This is a genomic window from Polystyrenella longa (assembly GCF_007750395.1).
In the GTDB taxonomy this organism is placed as follows: Bacteria; Planctomycetota; Planctomycetia; order Planctomycetales; family Planctomycetaceae; genus Polystyrenella; species Polystyrenella longa.
On the sequence record NZ_CP036281.1, the window covers coordinates 3,837,702 to 3,858,010 of the forward strand.

Sequence of the window (20,309 nt, forward strand, 5' to 3'; positions counted from 1 at the left end):
AGAAAAGCCTTCCCACTCAAGATGGGAAGGTTTTTTTGTTTGGTAAATCAAGTCCGTCAGAACCAGGATTAACGACCGCGGCGACCTCGTCCGCGACGGGAGTTATTTCCACTTCCAAAGTTATTTTGAGGGAAAAGTTCCTGCAGCACTTCACGAGCGCGGCTGGAGTTAATCTTCTTCAGCGGTACAACTCGGAACGTCTGAGTCGATTCAGTCTCGGCCTTTTGATCCAATTGTTCGATTAAATCGACGACCTGATTCACCAGTCGATCTGCACCAGCAACGATAATCGAGTTCGTATCTTCATCGACCGTCAACGTGAGCAGTGGGCCCGCCATTGTAATGTTGATCTGCTGAATCGTCGTGGCAACTTCCAGCGACACTCCTGTTGGAACCGGGATCGGTCGTGCACCTCCTGCACTTCTGAGCTCTGAACTGTAAATATCTCTCAATACTGCTTCGATTCGAACTGCCGGAGCATTTTGGACGGTTACAATCCGCGGCTGATTCTGTTCAAGGACTTTGTTGCTCTCTTCCGTATCGAGAACCTGCAACAGTTCTTCAACCATGTCTCGTTCTTTTTTGTTTCCATAAACGATGAGGGCATTCAATCGTTCGTCTGCCTGAATCGTAATGGAAGAAAACGGTGAGAAGCTGGTTTGACGATTCCGAGCCCCCCCACCTCGTCGGCGATTGTTCCCGTTGAACAGATCGTCCAGAGTATCTTCCACGCTTTCTGCACTCGCGTACTTCAACTGGAAAATAACAAAGTCCTTCCCAAGAGAAGGCTGTGATTCGTTACGGGACATTGCTCGTAATAATCGTTCAATCTGATTAAGTGCTTCCGGATCATCGGAAGAGATCGTAATGCTGTCACTACCGGGAGCAATAATGACTGGAGGTGCCGACTCGTTATCCGCATTCTCTTGCACAGAGATATCGGGTCCGGGTTGTGTAGGCATCGGCTGCTCGGGTTGAGTCGGTGCAGGTTGCGCCGGCTCAAGTTGATTGTCCTCGACTGCAGCAGAAGGTTTTACGGGTGCGGCTTCCTGGGGTGCCGCAGCAGGTTCATTGAACTGAGACGGAACATCTTGGCTGGCAGATGGCGTATTCGCTTTCTCCTCTGCTTCTGCTTTCTCCGCTTCTTCAATCGCCTTCAGTTTCGCTCGCGCTTTATCAATGAGCTTTTGCATTTCCTGCTGTTCCCGCAATTCTTCAGCTGTAGGTTGAGGCTCTGCAGCCTGTTCTGTAATTACCTCTTCCACCGATTCTGTTTCCGCCGGTTCTACAATGGCTTCTTCCACTAGTTCCGCTTTCTCGGCTTCTACGTCATCTTGAACAGAAAAGTTAGCGTTGTTTTCCGGGTCAGTATTTTCAGGGGTGTCCTCATGAATCTTCCGAAACTTACGCATGGTCGGTGCGACGGCGGAAGGGACGACTAGTTTAATACGGTTACTCCGCAACTGAGGCCAGATTCTCTGTAACTCTTCAATCGCTTCCTGGGTGTTTCCTTCGAAAGGAATGACTCGGATTTTCTTGTTATTGGAAGAGGTACTCTCGGCCAGGTGGTTTTCACCCATTTTGACGAGGAACTCACGGATATTCTTAATCTGCTGATCCGAGCCACGAACCAGCAACTGCTGATTGGCGACGTCGGAATCGATCAAGGGTGCGGACGGATTGTCGTCCCAGATCGAATTCCCGAAGAATCGTTCCACTGCCGCTTCCGCAGTGTAGGCGTCGTTCAGTTGCAGGTTAAAGACTTCGAGTTTTTTACCTTCATCCGGATCCATGTCGAGTTGCGCAATGGTCTCTTTGACGCGAGCCTGGTCTGTTTCCGAAGCAGTAACGACGATGGAATAGTTACTGGCATCGATACCAACTTGAGCATCAGGAACTGAACTTCGTAAGGCGACCTGGAGTGAACGTGGATCAGCATTCTCAAGACGATAGACGGCAATCGTGTTTTCTGTGGTTCCCTCTTCGAGAGCGACCATCATTTCGCCTATTCGCTCATGCTCGATTGGTTTCGCATACACGACAACCGAGTTTGATTCTCTGTTTTCAGTGACACTCACGGTTCGGCTGTTTCTAAAGAGATCCGTGATCACACGAAGCAAAGAGTTCGAAGCAATCTTTTCGCTTTGATAGACTTTCGAAACACGATCCGTCACAACTTGAGACTCTTCGGCTTCCAGTTGTTGAATCATTTTCTCCACTAGCGCCTGTTCTTCCGCTGATCCGGCCACCATCAGCGTATTACTTTGATTATCAAAAGAGACATTCGCATCAGGCAACATTCCTCGTAACACCTGATACATCGCGCGGGCATCAATTTCGTCCAGTTTGTAAACCTGACTAACGATTTCTTTTGCTGATGCTTCAATCGCGGCGACCGCTTCTTCAATCTCGACCATTTTCTTTTCAGGAGCGAAGGCCATCACCATCCCACCTTGAGGATCGAGAGAAATACTGACTTCCGGATTTCGGCGAAACTGTGCCAGTAAAAGTTGATACAAGGAACGCCCGGAAACCTTAGAGCTCGAAAAAGCCTTTGATATGGATGTGTTTTTTTGTTGGTCAATTTCGGCGATAGTGGCAGCGATTTTTTCCTGATATTCAGCAGGCGCATGAGCCATAATAATATTATTTTGCGGGTCTACCGAAAAATAAATGTCCTGTCGGAACCGATACAGATTCTGCAGCATATTCACTAACGAGTTCGGCTGAACATTTTCGACCGGGTAAGCTTTAATTTCCTGGTTTGTTTGACTTCCCTGGACATCAATTGACTCCAGCATTTCCGCAAGTCGTGCGTGATCATTATCAGAACCGACAAACACAATGGATCGGGTCGGTTGATCGGGCACGGCCGGATTTCGAGGAAACATAGCCCGGACGATTCCAAACGTCGCATTCACATCGAGGTTTTTTAGTGGATACGCCTTGGATGTCTGTGCTGCACCCACTGAGTCGAGACTGTCGATGAATTCGGCAATCTCCACATGCTGTGGATCGGTTGCGTAAGCAACGAGTGTGCTCGTATTGGCGTCCATCGAGAAGCGGACTTCGGGTTGGAATGCAAACAAAGTTTGCAACATACCCATCATACTGCTCACTTCGACGTTATTAATTTTGTAATGCTTCAGCAGGTTCCCTCGTGAGGAAGCCTCTTTTGAATCCATCTCAGCCACTGCGGCGGCAATCGTTTCCTGATCCGCCGGCGAAGCAGTGACGACCAGGCTGCGAGCACGTTGATCAACGGCGATATTCGCCTGCGGAGTCAACGTACGTAAAACAGCTATAGCCGCATTTGGATCAGCATGTTGAAATCGGTAGACTTTGGGGACTGGTTTTTCATCTTTTGGTAGTTTCTCTACCAGGTCGGTAATGGCTGCAGCCAACCCCTCCATCTGATCTTCGGGTGCCTGCACAATCAAATTGTCTGTCGCGGTGTTAGGCGTAAAGTTGGCGTTCGCTTTCAAGTCCGGCTTTAAGAATTCCAGCAAGGTTATGTGACTGACATTGTTGAGAGGAAAAACCTGAATCGCTCTGTTTTCACTGTCTCCCAGGCTGCTGTCCAGTTTTTCAACAATGGCAGCCAATCCTTCATGCTCGTTCGGTCTGGCCCAAATGGCCAAGTGCCGTGGATCTTGTGTCGTCGTAATTCGAGTCTGTGGAAAAGCCATCTGCAAAATCGCGATCGCATTGGCGGCGGGAATCTTGTTGAAGGTATAGGTTTCCACATAAGCATCCTTGGCGGGCGGGCCATCAGATTTAATCTGCTCGATGATCTTGTCGATCTTTGCCAGTTGAGCAGGTGAACCCCAAACCATCAGTTTGCTGGGGTCCTGACTGTAAGAAACAACAATGCCCGGAACAGCATTGGCAACGATAGGATAGGCATAGGCCGACCCTGTCGCTTCTAATGTGTAAATTCTCAACTCGAAATCATTGCCACCTGCTTGGGCATCCAGCTTGGTAACCATTTCCTGAATTTTGACATGCTGTTCCGGTGTCGCCCAGGTCACTAACTTTTTGTTGTCGGGACTGGCGCCAAAGCGAACGGAAGGGTGGGCGGCCTGAATGATCGACTGCGCGACACTGGCCGGGACAGTTTCCAGCGAATAGACCGTCATTTCTCCACTGTTTACCGCTGTCTCTTCAGCTTCTAATTTATCCACAATGGATTTGATTTCATCATGTTCCGCAGGAGTCGCCCAGACAATCATTTTGTATGGATCGGGCGAGTGACCAAATCGGGCAGAGGTAATCTCAGCCTGAATGATAGGCACAACCGCAGTTGCCTGTGTTGCATTAAAGCTATAAACCCTCATCTCGGCATCCTTACCGACAGGTCCCTGCTCTTCCAGCTGAGTAATAATCTGAGCAATTTCCGCATGACCCGACTCAGTCGCCCAGATGATCAACCGTTGCAGAGAATTACTGGTAGCGAAGGTCGCGCGGGGAACAGCCTGTTGAATCACGGGGACGACCATATTGGTATCGATCCCTTTCAATTCATAAATTTTCATCGAAGCATTTGATTGAGGTTTCCAATCGGCATCGATCTGCTCGATCATCTTGGCGTATTCAGCATGTTCTTCTTCTGATCCCCAAAGAATGATCTTATAAGGATCGGCAGTTCCGAGCGTGTATTTCGCTTGTGGAAAAACCATCATCAAGGTTTGACCGGCATTGGCTCCTGGAATACTTTCGAGCGAATAGACTTTCAATGAAGCCGTTTCATCGATCTGACCTGCATCGAGTTTTACAATGATATCGCGAATGAGCTGAATCTGGCTTGGTCGCGCCACCACCATCACAGCGGTGTCATCCCGGGAAGCTCGAACTTCCACGTCGGGTAATGCATCTTCCAATAATCGGCGAACATCGTTCGCATTGGCTTTCTTCAAAGCGATCCTGGCCGCTTCTGGCTTTTCAGCCGAGTCCGACTGTTCTTTCAGCTTCTGAAGTGTTTCCGATAGTTTCTGGTGTTCTTCCTCAGTGGCGATGGCGATGATCGTCCCCGCATCGGGGTCGTCTTCCAGAGTCGCTCCGGGAACGAGCTGACGCAGCAATTTAACCAAGTCGCCGCCGCTTTTACCTTCCAGTCCGGGATAGACAGCCGTGGTTCGATCCGATTCGTCGCTGGCCGCTTTTGTCTGTGCTTGCATTTTTTCCAGGATTGAAGCCAGTCGATTCTGAGCTTCTTCGTCACCGAAGATAATCACATTATTTGCAGTAGGATCATGAGTGACGCGTGCCGCAGGAGCGGCCTCCTGGAGTATTGGCTGAATTACGGCAAAGGTGACATTCTTCAACGGAAGGATGACGAAGTTCTGTTGAAACTCACCCGGTTCGCCACTGTCGATCTGCTCGAGCGAGGATTTAATCGCTTCCTGCAGAGCTGGACGGGTCCAGGCAAGAATCGAACGGGTCCGAGTCTCCATCATGAATTTTGTATCAGGAAACAAATTCTGCAATACAGCCAGAGTTTCCGTCGGTTCAGCCACTTTCAACTTATAGGAGATTAGTTGTTGTTTTTCAGCGAGAGGTACATCACTCTTAATCTGCTCCATAATGCCAGTCAGCTTCTCGTGCTGTTCAGGTCGAGCCCAGATGGCAAGTTCTCCCGGAACGGTTTCCGGCAAGACTTGTAACCCCGGGAAATCTAGCTGCAACGTCGGAACTAAAGCCTGAAAACGTTGTTTCTGGATCGAAGTGACAGAGTAGCTCTGCAGAACGTTTTCCGCTTTCTCTTCGGTTCCCGCTAACAGTTTTCCAATGTTCGCTTCTGCTTTTGCCTGATCTTTGCTCTTCGCGATAACCATGATACGACTATTCGGCTCGTCGTGAGTGATCGTTGCCCCCGGTGTCATCTGTTGGAGCAAGCTGATGAAGTTTGGCTCCAGCTTTTCGGGAACGGGGTAAAACTTAAAATCAGCTTCTTCTTTTTTAGGCTCTTCCGCGTCGAGTTGATCGACAACCGCTTTCAGTGCGGCTTGTTCTTCAATGTCAGCAATCACAATCAAACCACGACGACCGGGGTCGACCATAATCTGAGCCTGTTTGAACAAACCTTGTAAAACAGTCATGGTGGTTGTGGGATCGGCCCGTTCCAGTTTGATCAATTCAATCTGCCGGTTGGGACGTTCCTCCGAATTGGTCGTCCACTCATCCAATGCACTCTGAACCTGTTCGTGCTCACGAGCCGTCGCAAACGCAAGTAGCTTGGAAGTCTCGGTATCCCAACTAAGTCGAACAGTGGGTAGCAGTTGTTGTAAATTTGTGACGACTACAGTCGAATCGAGCGAACCGATGTCGTAAAAGTCCAATTTCTGAAGTGAATTGTCAGGGACATCAATCTGCTGAAGAGCGGCTTCAATTTCCGTTTGAATCGCATCGTCAGCAATCACCAGCAGGCGTTTGCCTTCTAATGTAATTTTGGCAGTCGGAGCAAGCTCCTGCAGTGTTGTAACCAAACTGGTCGAGGGAGTTTCCTTCAGCACATACGTCTTCAGATTACTCTGATTCTCTGGCTCTTCCTGCAACTGATTGAGTAGAGACTTAATCGCCTCATGCTCTTCCAGTGTCCCAAACGCAACGATGGCATTCTGGCGTTCATCGGAGGTCAATTTAACACGCGGCAACACCTGCTCCAGCAATACGAGAGCAGTTGCCCGTTCGATGTTTTTCAACCGGTAGACTTCTACCTGGCGTTCGTTACTGCTGGGGACCCCACCTGAGCCCAGTTTCTCCAGGATCGATTTCACTTTCGACTGTTGATCGGGTGTGCCAAACACAACCAGTTGTTCCTGGGCCACATCATGACGAACCTGAACTTCGGGCAATCCGAGTTGAACAGCTGCAACCGTCTCGACAGCATTTGCAGGATCGACCGGATACACTTCCAGCGCGGCACTCATTTCGGGTGCGGTATCAGCACCAATCTGTTCGACAATTTTCGCGATAGCGTCATGTTGTGGAGGAGTTGCATAGGCATTGATTCGTTTCGCTGTTGGATCAGCAACGAACTTGGCTCCAGCGACCAGCTTTTCCATCGTTTCAATCGCGGCTTCCGCATCGAAGGTTTCGGCAGGGTAGAAGCGCAGTTCTGGCTCAGGTGGTTTAGGTTTGTCTTCTTTCTTCGGTGGTTGTGGAACAGGAATGCTTTTGATCAATTCCTGAATACTAACCAAACTCTTAACCTGGTCCGTCACGATTATCTGTCCCGTTTTCGGCAACAGTGAACTTTCGCCATGCGGGCCCAGCATGGGTTTTACTTCTGTCTCAACGTCAGTCGGTACACGTCCTTCCAACGGGAAGACGGTGGTAACCAGTTCGTACCGTCCACGCTCAGCCCACTCTTCCGGTTTAATTCGGGGAATCAATTCCTTGGGCAGTTTTTCAGAAAGATCAACAACCATCAACATGCTGTCGCGACGGATCAACGTGTAATCCTTGGTTGCCAGCCAGCTGTTCATCTTGTCGATCGCTTCGCTCGGTGTGTATTCCCGATTGTCGCGGTAGTTAAATGTTCCGGGTGGTGGTGCATCAATGACCAGAGAAAGCCCGGCCTGGTCCGCAAACCATTCAAGCACGTCCGACCAGCGCGAGTATTTGAAATTGAACCGAATCTTCGGTTGAACCAGTTTCACAAATTGATTCAGTTGCTCGACATTCAATATTCCTCTCAATTGCACGTCGCTGGCAGCGATCAGTTCGTCGCGCGCTTCCGGAGCGGCCGAGACGACTGTCTCCGCTCGTGAGGTGAGCAATTCTGCAACTTTCGCCTTCTGTTCATCGGTCAGTCCAATCCCAGCCTGTATCGTAGGATCGCCCAATCGAGCGTAAGGCACAGCGAAGTCCGTCACGGGTGCCGGAGGTGCAGGAGCCGGAGTTTCTGGTGCGGGCTGAGCAGGCTCGGCGGGTGCAGGGGTGTCGGCAGGTGCTGCGGCCGCATCTTGCCCGAACGTTGAGGGCAAATTCCAAAGAGCCAGGCTACACCACAAACTTGCACTCATCAGGCACAAGTATTGTCGGCGGAAGGAAGTGAAACTGAATGCTGAAGTCATAAGGTCGATTTCCTGTCGGTTGATCTCACTTGCTCTCAGTCTGGAAAACAAAGAGACCAACACGAATTTGAAAATGAAGCTACGGGTAGCAATAAATCAGAAGCCCGAATTAAATAGGACAAACAGAGATACTACAAAGCGAAAGGGATGATCCGATTTTTCTCGCCAGTGGAATAATTCAGGGGGAAGTTTCTTAACGGAATGAGATCGTGCAGGTCACAGTCATTTCTAAAACGGATTCGCAAGAGGTGCGGAAAAGTATCTGTTCAGATATAACTGCGTTCGGGAAAAAAGTTCTTTCTAGTTCAGAACCTTCCTCCCCGGAGGGTAGGAACTCACGACGTCTAATCAGGGTGGGGTGCTCGACTTTCGTCTCACAAATCATGAATCGAAGGCGGGAGGGAGCAGAACAGGGTCTATTCCCCAGATGATTCATTTGGAAAGTTCTCTCTAGAATACCTCACGAAGTTGGTCAGGTAAAGAGTTTTGGAGGATTTGTGTCCTTTAGGAAGTCGCATCCCTTAGGTAGACAATGTTCAGTAGCCTGTTTCACCCTTGATGAGCGCTTCTCAATCATCAGTACACGTTAAAGCAACTCACGTGCCCGGCAGCCAGGTATGTTTCAGTAAGTCGCTTCCAATGGACTCCAAAACCACTTCTAACTCATGTATTACGCTATTTTGTGATTCCATGAACTCTTGATGAACATCCGCCTGGGGGATTCCTCACCCTTCCTTGGGCAAATCGACGTTTCCGAAAAGCAACAGGGCTCCACTCGGGATGTCGCAGAAAATAAACAGTCGTCGGTCTTGTCCTGAGGGAGATTTCTCTAAAAAAATTAATCCGCGATTCCTCAAATTACAGGCTTTCTCGAATCATTTCAGACTGTATTTCTCGCTCTCAGTCATTCTGGCACACGAATCGCGTAATCACTCTTCGTCTCGTCTTTCGTGAATCAGTGCACTGCATTGAATACTCATAACGACCTCCATCAGAGACATGCCGTCCGCAGGCACATGAGCAGGTTCAAACCATTGAAACTGTAGCCACTTTTCGAGGAATGCCACGATGTTTAAGCATCCACATACGATTGCCAATGCTCCTTCCATCTCCGAATTCGCGATGACCGAAGAAGAAGATGTGCAGCTGACACCACTCAGTGAAGACTATCCGCTGCACCTGGTCAGTGAATTCAAAGCCTGTGTGATTGGCGACATGCTTGTCTATAAGCTGGGAGCCTTCATTACAGATTTGAATGCTCAGTTGATTAGCATTGATGATAATCAGGTCTTAATGAAAATCGGTCGTCGCCGTTTCATGCCAAGCTGGTCCGGATGTGAGTACGACCGTCCGATCGAAATCGAACTCTCCATCACTCCCGTGGACGACTCTGGCACCCATTCAACCGCCCGTCGCTGCCAGATCAATACTTGCATCCGTCCCGTCGGTTGGGTACGAAACAAAGCAGGCTACGAACAGAAAGTTCGAGAGTTGATCCGGTCGTTGAAGTCGTACTTCATGGCAGACTGAGGATCGGCCAGATCGTCGGAGCCACTCCGCGAGAAGAGAATCGCTTAGAGCGCATGACGCTGAGAATGCCGCGCAATCTGCTCCGTCTTTCGTTTAATCCGCTGTAACAATGCCTGATCACAGGCTGATTTGGACCGCTCGAAATAATTTTCCACGAACAGATCGTGATATCGTGAATCGAGCATGCTGGCAGAATACCGGAGTTGAGCCAGGTCTTTCACGATCCATCGCTCATGCAATCGAGGACGCTTCAAAACACGTCCAAGATCAATCACATGGATCGTCTGTGGTGATCCATTCTTCGCAAGCATCAAATGGCCCAGGTAATAATCCTGATGATGCATCCCGGCGGAATGCATTTTACGGGTAATCTCGGCAACCTGCTTGACCACCGACTCCAGTTGCTCTTCCTCGGGTTGTTGATCCCGGACCCAGTGCGAGAGCTTCCAGCAATCCTCCAGAGACTCGGTTATCAGAAACGAATAGCGTCCTTTCTCTCCGAACGCGACAGGGATCATCGTTGAGATTCCAACCTGATGAAAGTTGAGAATCGCCTCCCATTCGTAACGGGCACTCAACAGCGGAGTTCGCAAACGACTCCAGGCTTTGAGATATTCTTTCATCGGGGCCGGCGTGTGTCGTTTAATATAAAACGAGCGTGAGGCCCCGGAAGTATCAGTTAAGTCGATCCGCGTAGTGACCCGTTCTGCCAGCACATTCTTGGCTGTTTCGCCGCCCGAGTAGTCCATCAAGGCGTTAAATGTCGTCAGTCCATTCTGTTTTAGAACGGCGGTAAACTCCTGGTTCACCTGCACCCGACCCTCGTCCCAGTTTTCAAACTCGAAATTTTTCATGGAGTACTTCCTCAAAAACTTCGAGTGTTCGTTCAACATTTTTTTCGATTGGCATCTGCTCTGCCGTAGCCCAGCAATTGGCCCGCATCGCGTCCAATTCCGAGTCCGATTTTTTGAAATGCGTATCCAGCAGTTCGATCATCTCTTCCACGGCATCAATCGCCGAGATTAAATATCCATTTTCCTGTTCTCGAATAATATCTGCCCCGCCCGATGTGCTCGTCGTCAGCACCGGCAATCCGCACGCCATCGCTTCCAGATTGACATTCGGAAAAGGTTCGTATGCCGTCGGAAGAATGAAGAGGTCCCCCGCTCCATAAAACCGCTGGATATCACTGCGGCGTCCTAGAAACTGCACCCGTTCCTGAACATGGAATTCCTTCGCTATTGCCTGGTACTGAGGGATTGGCCCCTTACCGAGCACGGCAAGGACGACATTATCTTCCTGCATGCGGGAGAGCGATTCAATAATGTACCTGAGCCCCTTCCCCGGGAAATCCATGGATGCGAAGACCATTAACTTCTGATCGGAACTCAAGGCGAGTTCTTCGCGTATCTCATCGCGAGAATCCCGTTGAGCGAGATTGAACTGTCCGAGATCAACACCGTTGTAGACGATGCGAATCTTTTCTTCCGAAATGCCGTAATTCTCCATCACCAATCGTCGGTCCAATTGTGACTGGGTGATAATTCGTTTGGTATCAGACGATTGATAAATCTGCCGTTCCATCTCGACCAAAGTGCGATGCCGTGGGTTCCACGTCTGCATCTGGTAGCGCCACTGGGGTTTGTAATTGACCCGAAGCCAGTGCGACTGCAACCGTTCTGTTACGCGTACTGCATCAAGTCCGAAAGCACGACCGATCCCATAGACGAGATCGAACTTTCGCTTTTTAACTTCTTTGCCACAGTTCTCGGCAAAAGAGCGGTTTTTCGTCGACGACATCATCATATTTCGTCGCACCGGGATAAACTCAACCTCGTCTTGCAGTTCTTCATCAATCGTATGACCAATGACGGAAACGTCGTGCCCTCGTTTCTTCAACTGCCGCGACAGATTCACGCAATACCGTTCCGACCCACCATGCCGTAATGAATAGCGACCTTTGACTAATGCAATGTGCATGGAGTATTCCTGAGAAACATTTACTGTTTGGTGGAACCATTGAAAAAGAGGGACATTCACGCCCTTAGAAGTTACGCCGCGCGGCGAACTTGCCCCGATTGTCCCTGTTCCCACAGACTCACCACCGTTTGATAAACGGTCTCCACCTTCATTCCTGTCATGCACCGATGATGACCGAGCGGACAGTCTCGCTTCTGGCAGGGGCCGCAATCGACTTCTTTCTGGAGGTTAATTCCTTTGTCGTAGTAGGTATCGCTCCAGGCAATATGCGTCGGCCCGTATAGCGAAACCACGGGGACATTAAATGGCTGGGCGAAATGGCGAGGACCGGAGTCCGTCGTGATGAGGAGTTCACTCTCTCGGATCGCCGCTTTGGTCAGTCCCAGACTCAGTTTCTCACCAGCCAGCGTGATCACCTGGGGGTGATCGGCTTGCCGTACAATCTCACGCGCATTGTCGACTTCGGACGGACCACAGAGAACCAGAATCGTTTTGTTCTGCTCAACAGCCAGCTTGCGTGCCAGTTCTGCAAAATACTCCTTCGGCCAGTCTTTCGCCGCTCCAAATGCGCCGCCAGAATTAATGCAGATGGTCCCCTTGTTATGCAGAACCGATCCCTGCTTCCTCCAGAACATTTCAATCGCGTCTTCATCAGCGGAAGTGACGGCCAACTCAGTTTGACGAGTCAATTGCGTGCAGCCCAGGTGCTCTGCCAGACGCAGGTATTCATCGACAACTGGATTCGGTACTTTTCGGGATAGAGGTTGAAGTCGATCCGTCAGCAACCAGCCTCGGAGATCGCGACTGAAACCGACGCGTCGACTTGCACCAGACAACCAGGCCATCGCCGCAGTTCGCAGCGAATTAGGAAACAGCACAGCGATATCGATTTTTTCAGATCGCAATTCCTGCGACAGATTCCAGGCTTTTAACTCGGGGTTACGCGTGCGGGGCGAATACAACAAGGTCCGGTCGACCAGATCAAGTCCTTCCAGAACTTGCCCGACATAGGGCCGCATAATGCCGAAGATTTCGGCATCGAGATAATGTTCCCGAATCGCCCGGATAGCGGGCGTCGCCATCACAGCATCGCCGATCCAGTTTGGTAAAAAGAGAGCGATTTTCATCCTGCTTTTCGCTCCAATGGGTTGGGAGTAGTGACTGGGGGTTTGGTCGGCATTGTGAATGTAGTCGGTGCGACAGGTTCCGTCGGTGTCTGACGTAATCGCTCAACGATGTTCGTCGTCGACAGGCCCGCCACGATGGTCAGTGGTTTCACTTCACCGCCATACGCTTCAACGACTTCCTTGCCCACGATCTCGTCTTTGGAGTAGGTACCCCCTTTGACAAGCAGATCGGGCTGCAATTCTTTCAACAACTGATTGGGAGTGGCATCGTTGAAGATAATCACATAGTCAACTGATTCCAAACTGGCGAGCATTGTCGCGCGATCGTCCTGACTGAATAGTGGCCGGTCAGGGGCTTTGTCCAACATGCGAACGCTCTCATCGCTGTTGAGCGCCACAATCAGACAATCCCCTTCCTGCGAGGCTTGTTTCAGATAGGAAACATGACCCACATGCAACAGATCAAAACAACCATTCGTAAACACAATTTTTTGATCGAGCCGTCTTCGAGCATGTAGTTGCCGTTTGAGATCGACCAGCTCACAGATTTTGTCTTCATGGTGTCGTCGCGACGCGAGCAAATCACCCAGGATTTCGTTTCGGTGAACAAGAACCACACCGACCTGCTCCACTTGAAGACCACCCGCAACGTTGGACAGCTTGGACAAGTTTTCCGGGTCAATACCCGCTGCCATGCCAATGCCAATCATCGCGAGAACTGTATCGCCCGCCCCGGTGATGTCGCATACTTCTCGTTTTCGAGTTGGGTGATGCACGCCTTCCTCGCTGGCCCGAGCGAGGACGACGCCATCTCTATCGATGGTGATGTAAGCGTGATCCAGTTCCAAGTCCCGGCAGAGCTGTTGTCCTGCCCGGCTCGCGTCTTCAATCGAATCGATATCGAATCCAACAGCCCGGCCCGTCTCGGCCCGGTTGGGAGTGATGGCCGTCACTCCTTTATATAAATCCCAGTTTCCATGTGCCGGAGGATCGACGAGAACAGGAATTCCATGTTTTTTCGCTTCAGCGACAATCGCGCCGATCACTTGAGGAGTACAAACACCCTTCGCGTAGTCGGAGATCAAAATCGCAGCATGCTCGGAAATGAGGGGGAGTAATTTGGCAATTAAGCGTGCTCCATCCTCTTCACCCAGGGGTGTGCGGACTTCCCGGTCGACTCGCAGCATTTGATGGGGGTGACGATGCTGGGCTCGCCCCAGAAATCGTTCTTTAACGGTTGTGGGACGATCTTCTACCTCCAGTAGGCCATCGCAACAGACGCCCGCCCCTTCGAGTTGGACACGAAGATCCTTCGCATCGAAGTCAGCGCCCACGAGACCGGACATGGTGACTTCAGCCTCCAGCCCGCGCAGCAGGTTGGCCACATTCGCAGCACCACCCAACCGAGTCTCCCGCTTTTCTTCTGAAAGCAGTATGACGGGGGCTTCCTGACTGATCCGATCCGCTTCACCCCAGATGTACCGATCGAGAATAAGGTCCCCAAGAACCAGAATCCGAGGATTTCCCAGCCGCTCCACCGCATCAATGAGATAATAAGACACGTCGTCTGCAATCCTTTGCTGTACCAGGAATGGTCAAGAAAACCAGGTGCGCCCGGGTCACCGCGAACTTTTCCGCGAGTCAGCCTCTCAAAACCGAGGCCGTTCTCAATACCATCCTATTCAGAGATGAGAGATTGCGGGTCCGAAAACCGCCGTGGATTCGGGGCCCGCATTGTAGTTTTGACAATTTTGACATAAGTAGCCAATAAGGTCAATGGGATTCGGGTACTGTCACTGGCGAGTTGATTCGTCCGTTCTTATAATGTCCGCTCGCACGGGAACCCCTCGAAATCGAAGGTTTCTCCAGCCAGGTAGCGTTTGGCCTCAAGTTTCGAATTACGTTGATCGTCAGATTATTCGAAATTGGGTAAATTTGACATTGAGCGATTAAATAAACAGTACAAACCAAGAAATAAGGCAACGTCCTTCAGATTTTCCAACGTGAAAGACAGGTACCCAACGTGGCAAGAGAAAAAGTGATTCTGGCGTACAGTGGTGGACTCGATACTTCCGTCGCTGTGAAGTGGATCAACGAAAAATACGACATGGACGTGATCACCTACACCTGTGATCTCGGCCAGGGTCGCGAACTGGATACGATCAAAGAAAAAGCGATCAAAACCGGGGCCGTTGAAGCCATTATCGAAGACGTTCGTAATCTGTTCGTCGATTGCTTCGTCTGGCCAGCCTTGATGACGGGCACCATGTACGAAGGCAAATACCCCCTCGCCACCGCCCTTGGACGCCCCCTGATCGCACACCGAATGGTGGAATTCGCCAAGGAACATGGCGCCACCGCCGTCGCACACGGTTGCACGGGCAAAGGAAATGACCAGGTCCGATTCGACGTCGCTTTCAACACCCTCGCCCCCGACCTCAAAATCATCGCTCCAGTACGAGAATGGCGTTTCACCCGTACCCAAGAGATTGAGTACGCCCAGGAACACGGGATTGAAGTCGACGCAACAAAAGAGAACATCTTCAGCATCGACCAGAACCTCTGGGGCCGCTCTGTTGAAGCGGGTGTCCTCGAAAACCCCTGGAATGCTCCACCGGAAGCAGCCTACAACTGGACAGTCCCTCCCGAGGAAGCTCCAGACACTCCTCTCGAAATCGAAATTGAATTCGAGCAGGGACGCCCCATCGCTCTCGATGGCAAAGAGATGGACGGCGTCTCGATTATTGAACATCTGAATAAAGTGGGTGGCGAACATGGCGTCGGTCGAATTGACCACGTAGAAAACCGTCTCGTCGGTATCAAAAGCCGGGAGATTTACGAAGCTCCCGCCGCGATGATTCTCCATGAAGCTCACCGCGAACTCGAATTTCTGACATTAAGCCGTCAGGCCCAGCGGTTCAAAACCTACGTCGCTCAAACTTGTGCCGACATCATCTACGATGGCCTCTGGTACAGCCCATTCCATCAGGACCTGATGGGATTCGTCGAGAAAAACCAACGATTCGTCTCCGGACATACACGCATCAAGCTGTATAAAGGGAACTATGTTGTCACGGGCCGCAAAAGCCCGCACAGCCTGTACTCAGAGGAACTGGCGACTTACGAAGAGGGAGACTCCTTCCCCCACGAAGCAGCTGTCGCCTTCATCCGTATCCACGGAATGGCCCTCAAAACACAGGCTCAGCAACAACTCCTCAAAGGGGAACCCATCGTCCGACCGGCGCGCATCATGCCGACCAAAGACGCCAAGTAATATCGATACCGACAATAGGGAAACAATGCCGTTAAAAACGGGGGCCACCCTTCTGACAGTTGATTCGGTTCACCACGAAACCGCACACCCACCCGTGTGCGGTTTTCGTTTTCAACCTGTCTACTTTCGATCCTTGATTCTGGCAGGACACCGGCAAAAGGACTCCGACATAAGGACATAGTCATGATAAACGACGAAATCATGGCCGGACGAACCATTGCTATCGGTGACATTCACGGTTGCAGCACCGCCTTCGAGACGTTGCTCGACATGCTGCAGGTCACCAGTGAAGATACGATCGTTCTCCTGGGAGACATCGTCGACCGGGGTCCCGGCACAAAGCAAGTCATTGAAACAACAATTAATCTGAAAAGTCGCTGCAAACAGCTTATTTACATTCGCGGCAACCATGAAGAAATGCTGTTGGATGCACTGAAGGCTGGCCCACTCACATCGACATGGCTGTTCTACGGCGGACAGGAAGTTCTTGATTCTTACGAGATAGAGAGCGTCGAACAACTACCGGAATCACATGTCAATTTCATCGAGTCCTCACGCGATTACTGGGAAAACCAAACGGACATTTTTGTGCATGCCAATGTGCAACACGACCGCCCGCTGGACGAACAACATCCACAGGTTTTGCGATGGGAACGGTACACAGGAACGAAACCTCCCCATTTCTCCGGCAAGCGAGTGATTGTCGGACACACAGTCATGCCGCAGGGCATGCCCAAATTCAGTCCCGGTTGGTTGGCGATAGACACGGGTGCTTATGAAGGCAATCCACTTACCGCCTTCGACACGACAACTAAAACATTTTACCAGGCCGACGAATCTGGTAATCGCTATCCCACTTTTCCATTGGTTGAAGAACCGACCGAGAATCCATGACCAAAACTCCCCTTCCACGCATCGGATTAACTCTGGGCGACGTCGCTGGCATCGGCCCCGAAGTGACCGCCCGCGCGATTTGCGACGCCCAAGTCCGTGCGACTTGCCAACCGATTGTCATTGGGCACCCGCGAATACTGAACGAGGCCCTGGAACTTATCCGTCCGCATGTCGCTTCGGTACCCCCAGTCCAGGAAATCCATTCCCTGAAAGAGATCGATACCAACGACTCTCCCATCTACTGCTTCAATCCCGCAGGCGACGAAGTATTAGCAGCTCCGCGAAATCAATTTAATGCCGCCGCCGGGAAAGCCTCGTACGATTATCTTCTCGCCGCCATTCGCGGAGCACAAGCGGGAACGATTGACGGCATCACAACAGCTCCGCTGGCAAAAGCTTCGTTACATCTGGCCGGGATCAACTATCCTGGTCATACCGAAATTCTCGCGAAAGAATGTGGCGTCGACGAGTTTGCTATGATGCTATACCTACCGCCCGGTGAACAAGTGCGGGGAATTAACGGTCTCGCGGTCTCGCACGTTACCTTACATACTTCAATCAAAAGTGTGCCCGATTTGCTTTCGGTCGATTCCATCTATGGCAAGATCGGTCTCACCTATCGCTTCATGCAGGCCCAGGGAGTTGTGGATCCCCGAATTGCTGTCTGTGCCTTAAATCCTCATGGGGGCGAAGAAGGTCTGTTTGGTAATGAAGAAAGCGAGTTGATCGCCCCCGCCATCGAACGAGCCCGCGAAGAATTCGGAACTTCCGTCACAGGCCCCTTCCCCACGGATACGATGATGAAACGCGCCATCCGCGATGGTGAGTTTGACGGCGTCGTCGCGATGTATCATGATCAGGGCCACATTGCCATTAAACTGGTCGCCTTCGATACCGCAGTTAATGTCACCCTCGGTCTCCCCATCGTTCGCACCAGCCCCAGCCACGGCACCGCCTACGATATCGCCTGGCAAGGCACCGCCCGCGCCGACGGGATGATCACCGCAATCCAAGTCGCCGCCAACCTGGCAAAAATAAATTGATTTCTAATCGGGTGGCCCAGACAATCACGAAGTGTTGTCTGGGTTGCACAGCAACACTCAAGCTTTGATCACACATTAAATCCAAGACGCTCATTCGACCAACTCATACAAAATATTATTCAGCACCTAGTGTGCCTTTCGGCACCCAGACAACACTTCGAGGTTGTCTTGGCCACCCCTGAAATCAAGGAGTTCCCCTCTTGTCTGGTTCTTACACACGGTTGTTATTAATTCGTCACGGAGCGACGGCAGCGAACGAGCAGCGGCCTTATATTCTTCAAGGTAATGGCATCAATGGTCCGCTCAGCGAGAAGGGCGAAGCCCAGGCGAAGTCGGTCAGTGAGTTCCTGAGCCAGACGAAGATCGATGCCATCTACTGCAGCCCGCTTGTCCGGGCTCAACAGACGGCCACGGAGATTGCCCGTCCGCATGGGATCGCCCCGACCCCCATTGAAGGTATTCACGAAGTGAACGTCGGGCTCTGGGAAGGGCAAAGCTGGGAGGCGATAATGGAGTCGCACCCGGAAGAATACAAAACCTTCATTAACGCCTCTGGTGAGATTCCCTACCTCGGTGGCGAATCCTATCAGGACGTTCTTAACCGCAGCAAACCAGTGATTGAAGGGCTCGTAGAAAAACATCCCGGCGAAACCGTAGTCATCGTGGCTCACAATGTCGTCAACAGAGCCTATCTGGCCGACATCATGAACAAACCCATCAACGAAGCCAAAGCGATCCGCCAGGTGAATACCTGCGTAAATATCATCCGCTACCAGGAAAATGACCGCGAACTGGATACGTTGAATTCATATCTGCATTTGACTGAAGACTTGGTGCTGTGATTTGACCAACCGAGGTGGCCCAAACAATCTTAGCATCGGGTGAATCACTCCACGATTCCACTGATATCAAACAAATACAACTGCCGACCCTGGTCCTTATAAGGTGAATCGACCACGATCAATTTTCCGTCGGGGCTGTGGCGGGGGTGGGTGTCGCAGCGCCATTCACCGGTGTAAACCTTGGGCGACGGGACTTTGCCGATTTCGTGGGTTTTTCCAGTCGGAACATGATACAGGAAGATTGACTGTTCTCGATTCTTATCGGGATAGGTGTCGTTCAGGATCCAGTCGGTGTCCGGGAGATAGGTGCAGTGGCCGTCCCGTTTCATGACATCCTCACCAACCGGGGTAATGGCTCCGTCGTTGGCATCTTCAAACAGGTAGAACCGGCGTCCCAATGGTTCGTGATCGGACCAGGCGAGAATATGATTCGGATCGCGCCAGTCGAAGTGGGATGTCATACCGTTGTCGTCGATGATGCGAATATCAGTGCCGTCATCCTTCGCGGTGATCATCCGCGTTTTGCGGGAGCCATTCGGATAACGCCAACGATGCAGGAAGACGAATCGGGAACCGTCGGTGTTGTACAGCAGATGATTAAAGTAGTGCTTGATGCCAGGCTGCTGGTCAGGAATGGTTCCCATATTGGCGATCTGTTCGAGCGAAATAATCATCTTCGTTTCGCCACTATCGAGATCAATGTGGAAGATGCCTGTGTCTGAAGGAGCCAAGTCTTCTGCAAACGGATCCGGAAAGCCGGTGTACCCGTATCCAGGGCGGACATCGTTAATCCGCCGGAAATCTGCTGTGACGGCAGACTTGCCAGTGGGGCTGACCGTATAGATCGGTGAATCAATCGACTTCGTTTCGCCCGAGAAGACATCTTTAATGTGGCTGATGTAATTATTTTCTCCGCGAGCATTCCAGATCACTTTTGATTTCGAACCCGGAATCCATTGGAACATACACCCCTGCTGCCACCCCCAAGCCGTAGTTTTGCCGATTGGAATCCAGCGGTCATTATCTTCGAGATCGATCATACCGATTGTGATTTCATCTTCTGGTGTCGGCGAACGATGTTCAAAATCGACTTCCATACTCAGCAGGTAACGCTGTGTCGGATCGAATTCCAACTTGTCGTAGTAACCAAACCAGTGGTGCTTTGGTCCCTGAGTGACGACCCGCATCGGCACCTGCGATGCTAATTCTGCCTGAGCCAAGGACGGAAACATTTCCCCCAGGGAAGCAGCGGCAGCAGAACCAGCGATTATTTTCATGAAGTCTCGGCGAGAGCAGAAATCAAAATTCATCGATAGAAGCACCTTGAACTTACGTCAGCGGACGGGGCTTAATATTCGCCCGGCGAACCGCGAACGTTTCGTATTCGAAGTTATGGTAAGACTCCCCGATTTTTCCCTATCAGCCAGGGAAATACAACCGGACATGTCAAAATAGAGAATCCCACCGGCGAGTCGATCTCAATGTGGGCAACCTGCACAGTTCGGAAAAACTGGCTTCTACTCACTGATCTTGACGAAAAC

Annotated in this window: 11 protein-coding genes; 5 read left to right on the forward strand and 6 right to left on the reverse strand. The window is 51.0% G+C overall.

Going from position 1 to position 20,309, the window contains the following annotated elements; translation table 11 throughout:
- Positions 1–68 precede the first annotated feature (68 nt).
- Positions 69–8,078 (reverse strand): secretin N-terminal domain-containing protein, encoded by an 8,010-nt coding sequence (locus Pla110_RS14260; RefSeq protein ID WP_144996415.1) that lies wholly within the window; start codon positions 8,076–8,078, stop codon positions 69–71.
- 1,068 nt (positions 8,079–9,146) lie between these two features.
- Here Pla110_RS14260 and Pla110_RS14265 point away from each other — a divergent pair.
- Entirely contained in the window at positions 9,147–9,608 is a 462-nt protein-coding gene (locus tag Pla110_RS14265; RefSeq protein WP_144996416.1) for a hypothetical protein, read from the forward strand.
- Positions 9,609–9,652: 44 nt separating this feature from the next.
- On the opposite strand, the gene Pla110_RS14270 is transcribed toward Pla110_RS14265, so the two are convergent.
- The 4 genes from Pla110_RS14270 to rfaE2 form a co-directional block, all read right to left on the reverse strand.
- The gene (locus Pla110_RS14270) at positions 9,653–10,462 is read right to left on the reverse strand and encodes a lipopolysaccharide kinase InaA family protein (protein WP_197440212.1); all 810 of its coding nucleotides are present in this window, start codon (positions 10,460–10,462) and stop codon (positions 9,653–9,655) included.
- On the reverse strand, positions 10,443–11,588 hold the full coding sequence (locus Pla110_RS14275; RefSeq protein WP_144996418.1) for a glycosyltransferase family 4 protein: 1,146 nt from the start codon (positions 11,586–11,588) through the stop codon (positions 10,443–10,445). Before Pla110_RS14275 ends, Pla110_RS14270 begins: the two co-directional genes overlap by 20 nt.
- A 71-nt stretch (positions 11,589–11,659) precedes the next feature.
- On the reverse strand, positions 11,660–12,715 hold the full coding sequence (gene waaF, locus Pla110_RS14280) for a lipopolysaccharide heptosyltransferase II (protein WP_144996419.1): 1,056 nt from the start codon (positions 12,713–12,715) through the stop codon (positions 11,660–11,662).
- Positions 12,712–14,277 carry a D-glycero-beta-D-manno-heptose 1-phosphate adenylyltransferase gene (rfaE2, locus tag Pla110_RS14285; RefSeq protein ID WP_144996420.1) on the reverse strand — a complete coding sequence of 522 codons (1,566 nt, stop codon included), beginning with the start codon at positions 14,275–14,277 and terminating at the stop codon, positions 12,712–12,714. The genes waaF and rfaE2 overlap by 4 nt, the downstream gene beginning before the upstream one ends.
- A gap of 461 nt (positions 14,278–14,738) precedes the next feature.
- Between rfaE2 and Pla110_RS14290 the strand changes: the two genes are divergently transcribed.
- From Pla110_RS14290 to Pla110_RS14305, 4 genes are all read left to right on the forward strand, one after another.
- Complete coding sequence (locus Pla110_RS14290; RefSeq protein WP_144996421.1) at positions 14,739–15,989, forward strand: argininosuccinate synthase; 1,251 nt, start codon at positions 14,739–14,741, stop codon at positions 15,987–15,989.
- Between the two features lie 183 nt (positions 15,990–16,172).
- The gene (locus Pla110_RS14295; RefSeq protein WP_144996422.1) at positions 16,173–16,883 is read left to right on the forward strand and encodes a metallophosphoesterase family protein; all 711 of its coding nucleotides are present in this window, start codon (positions 16,173–16,175) and stop codon (positions 16,881–16,883) included.
- Entirely contained in the window at positions 16,880–17,926 is a 1,047-nt protein-coding gene (gene pdxA, locus Pla110_RS14300; protein WP_144996423.1) for a 4-hydroxythreonine-4-phosphate dehydrogenase PdxA, read from the forward strand. Before Pla110_RS14295 ends, pdxA begins: the two co-directional genes overlap by 4 nt.
- Positions 17,927–18,126: 200 nt before the next feature.
- Positions 18,127–18,768 carry a histidine phosphatase family protein gene (locus Pla110_RS14305; protein ID WP_144996424.1) on the forward strand — a complete coding sequence of 214 codons (642 nt, stop codon included), beginning with the start codon at positions 18,127–18,129 and terminating at the stop codon, positions 18,766–18,768.
- A gap of 44 nt (positions 18,769–18,812) precedes the next feature.
- Here the strand turns inward: Pla110_RS14305 and Pla110_RS14310 are convergent, their stop codons facing one another.
- Positions 18,813–20,078: a hypothetical protein gene (locus tag Pla110_RS14310; RefSeq protein WP_144996425.1), complete on the reverse strand. Its 1,266-nt coding sequence runs from the start codon at positions 20,076–20,078 to the stop codon at positions 18,813–18,815.
- Positions 20,079–20,309 lie beyond the last annotated feature (231 nt).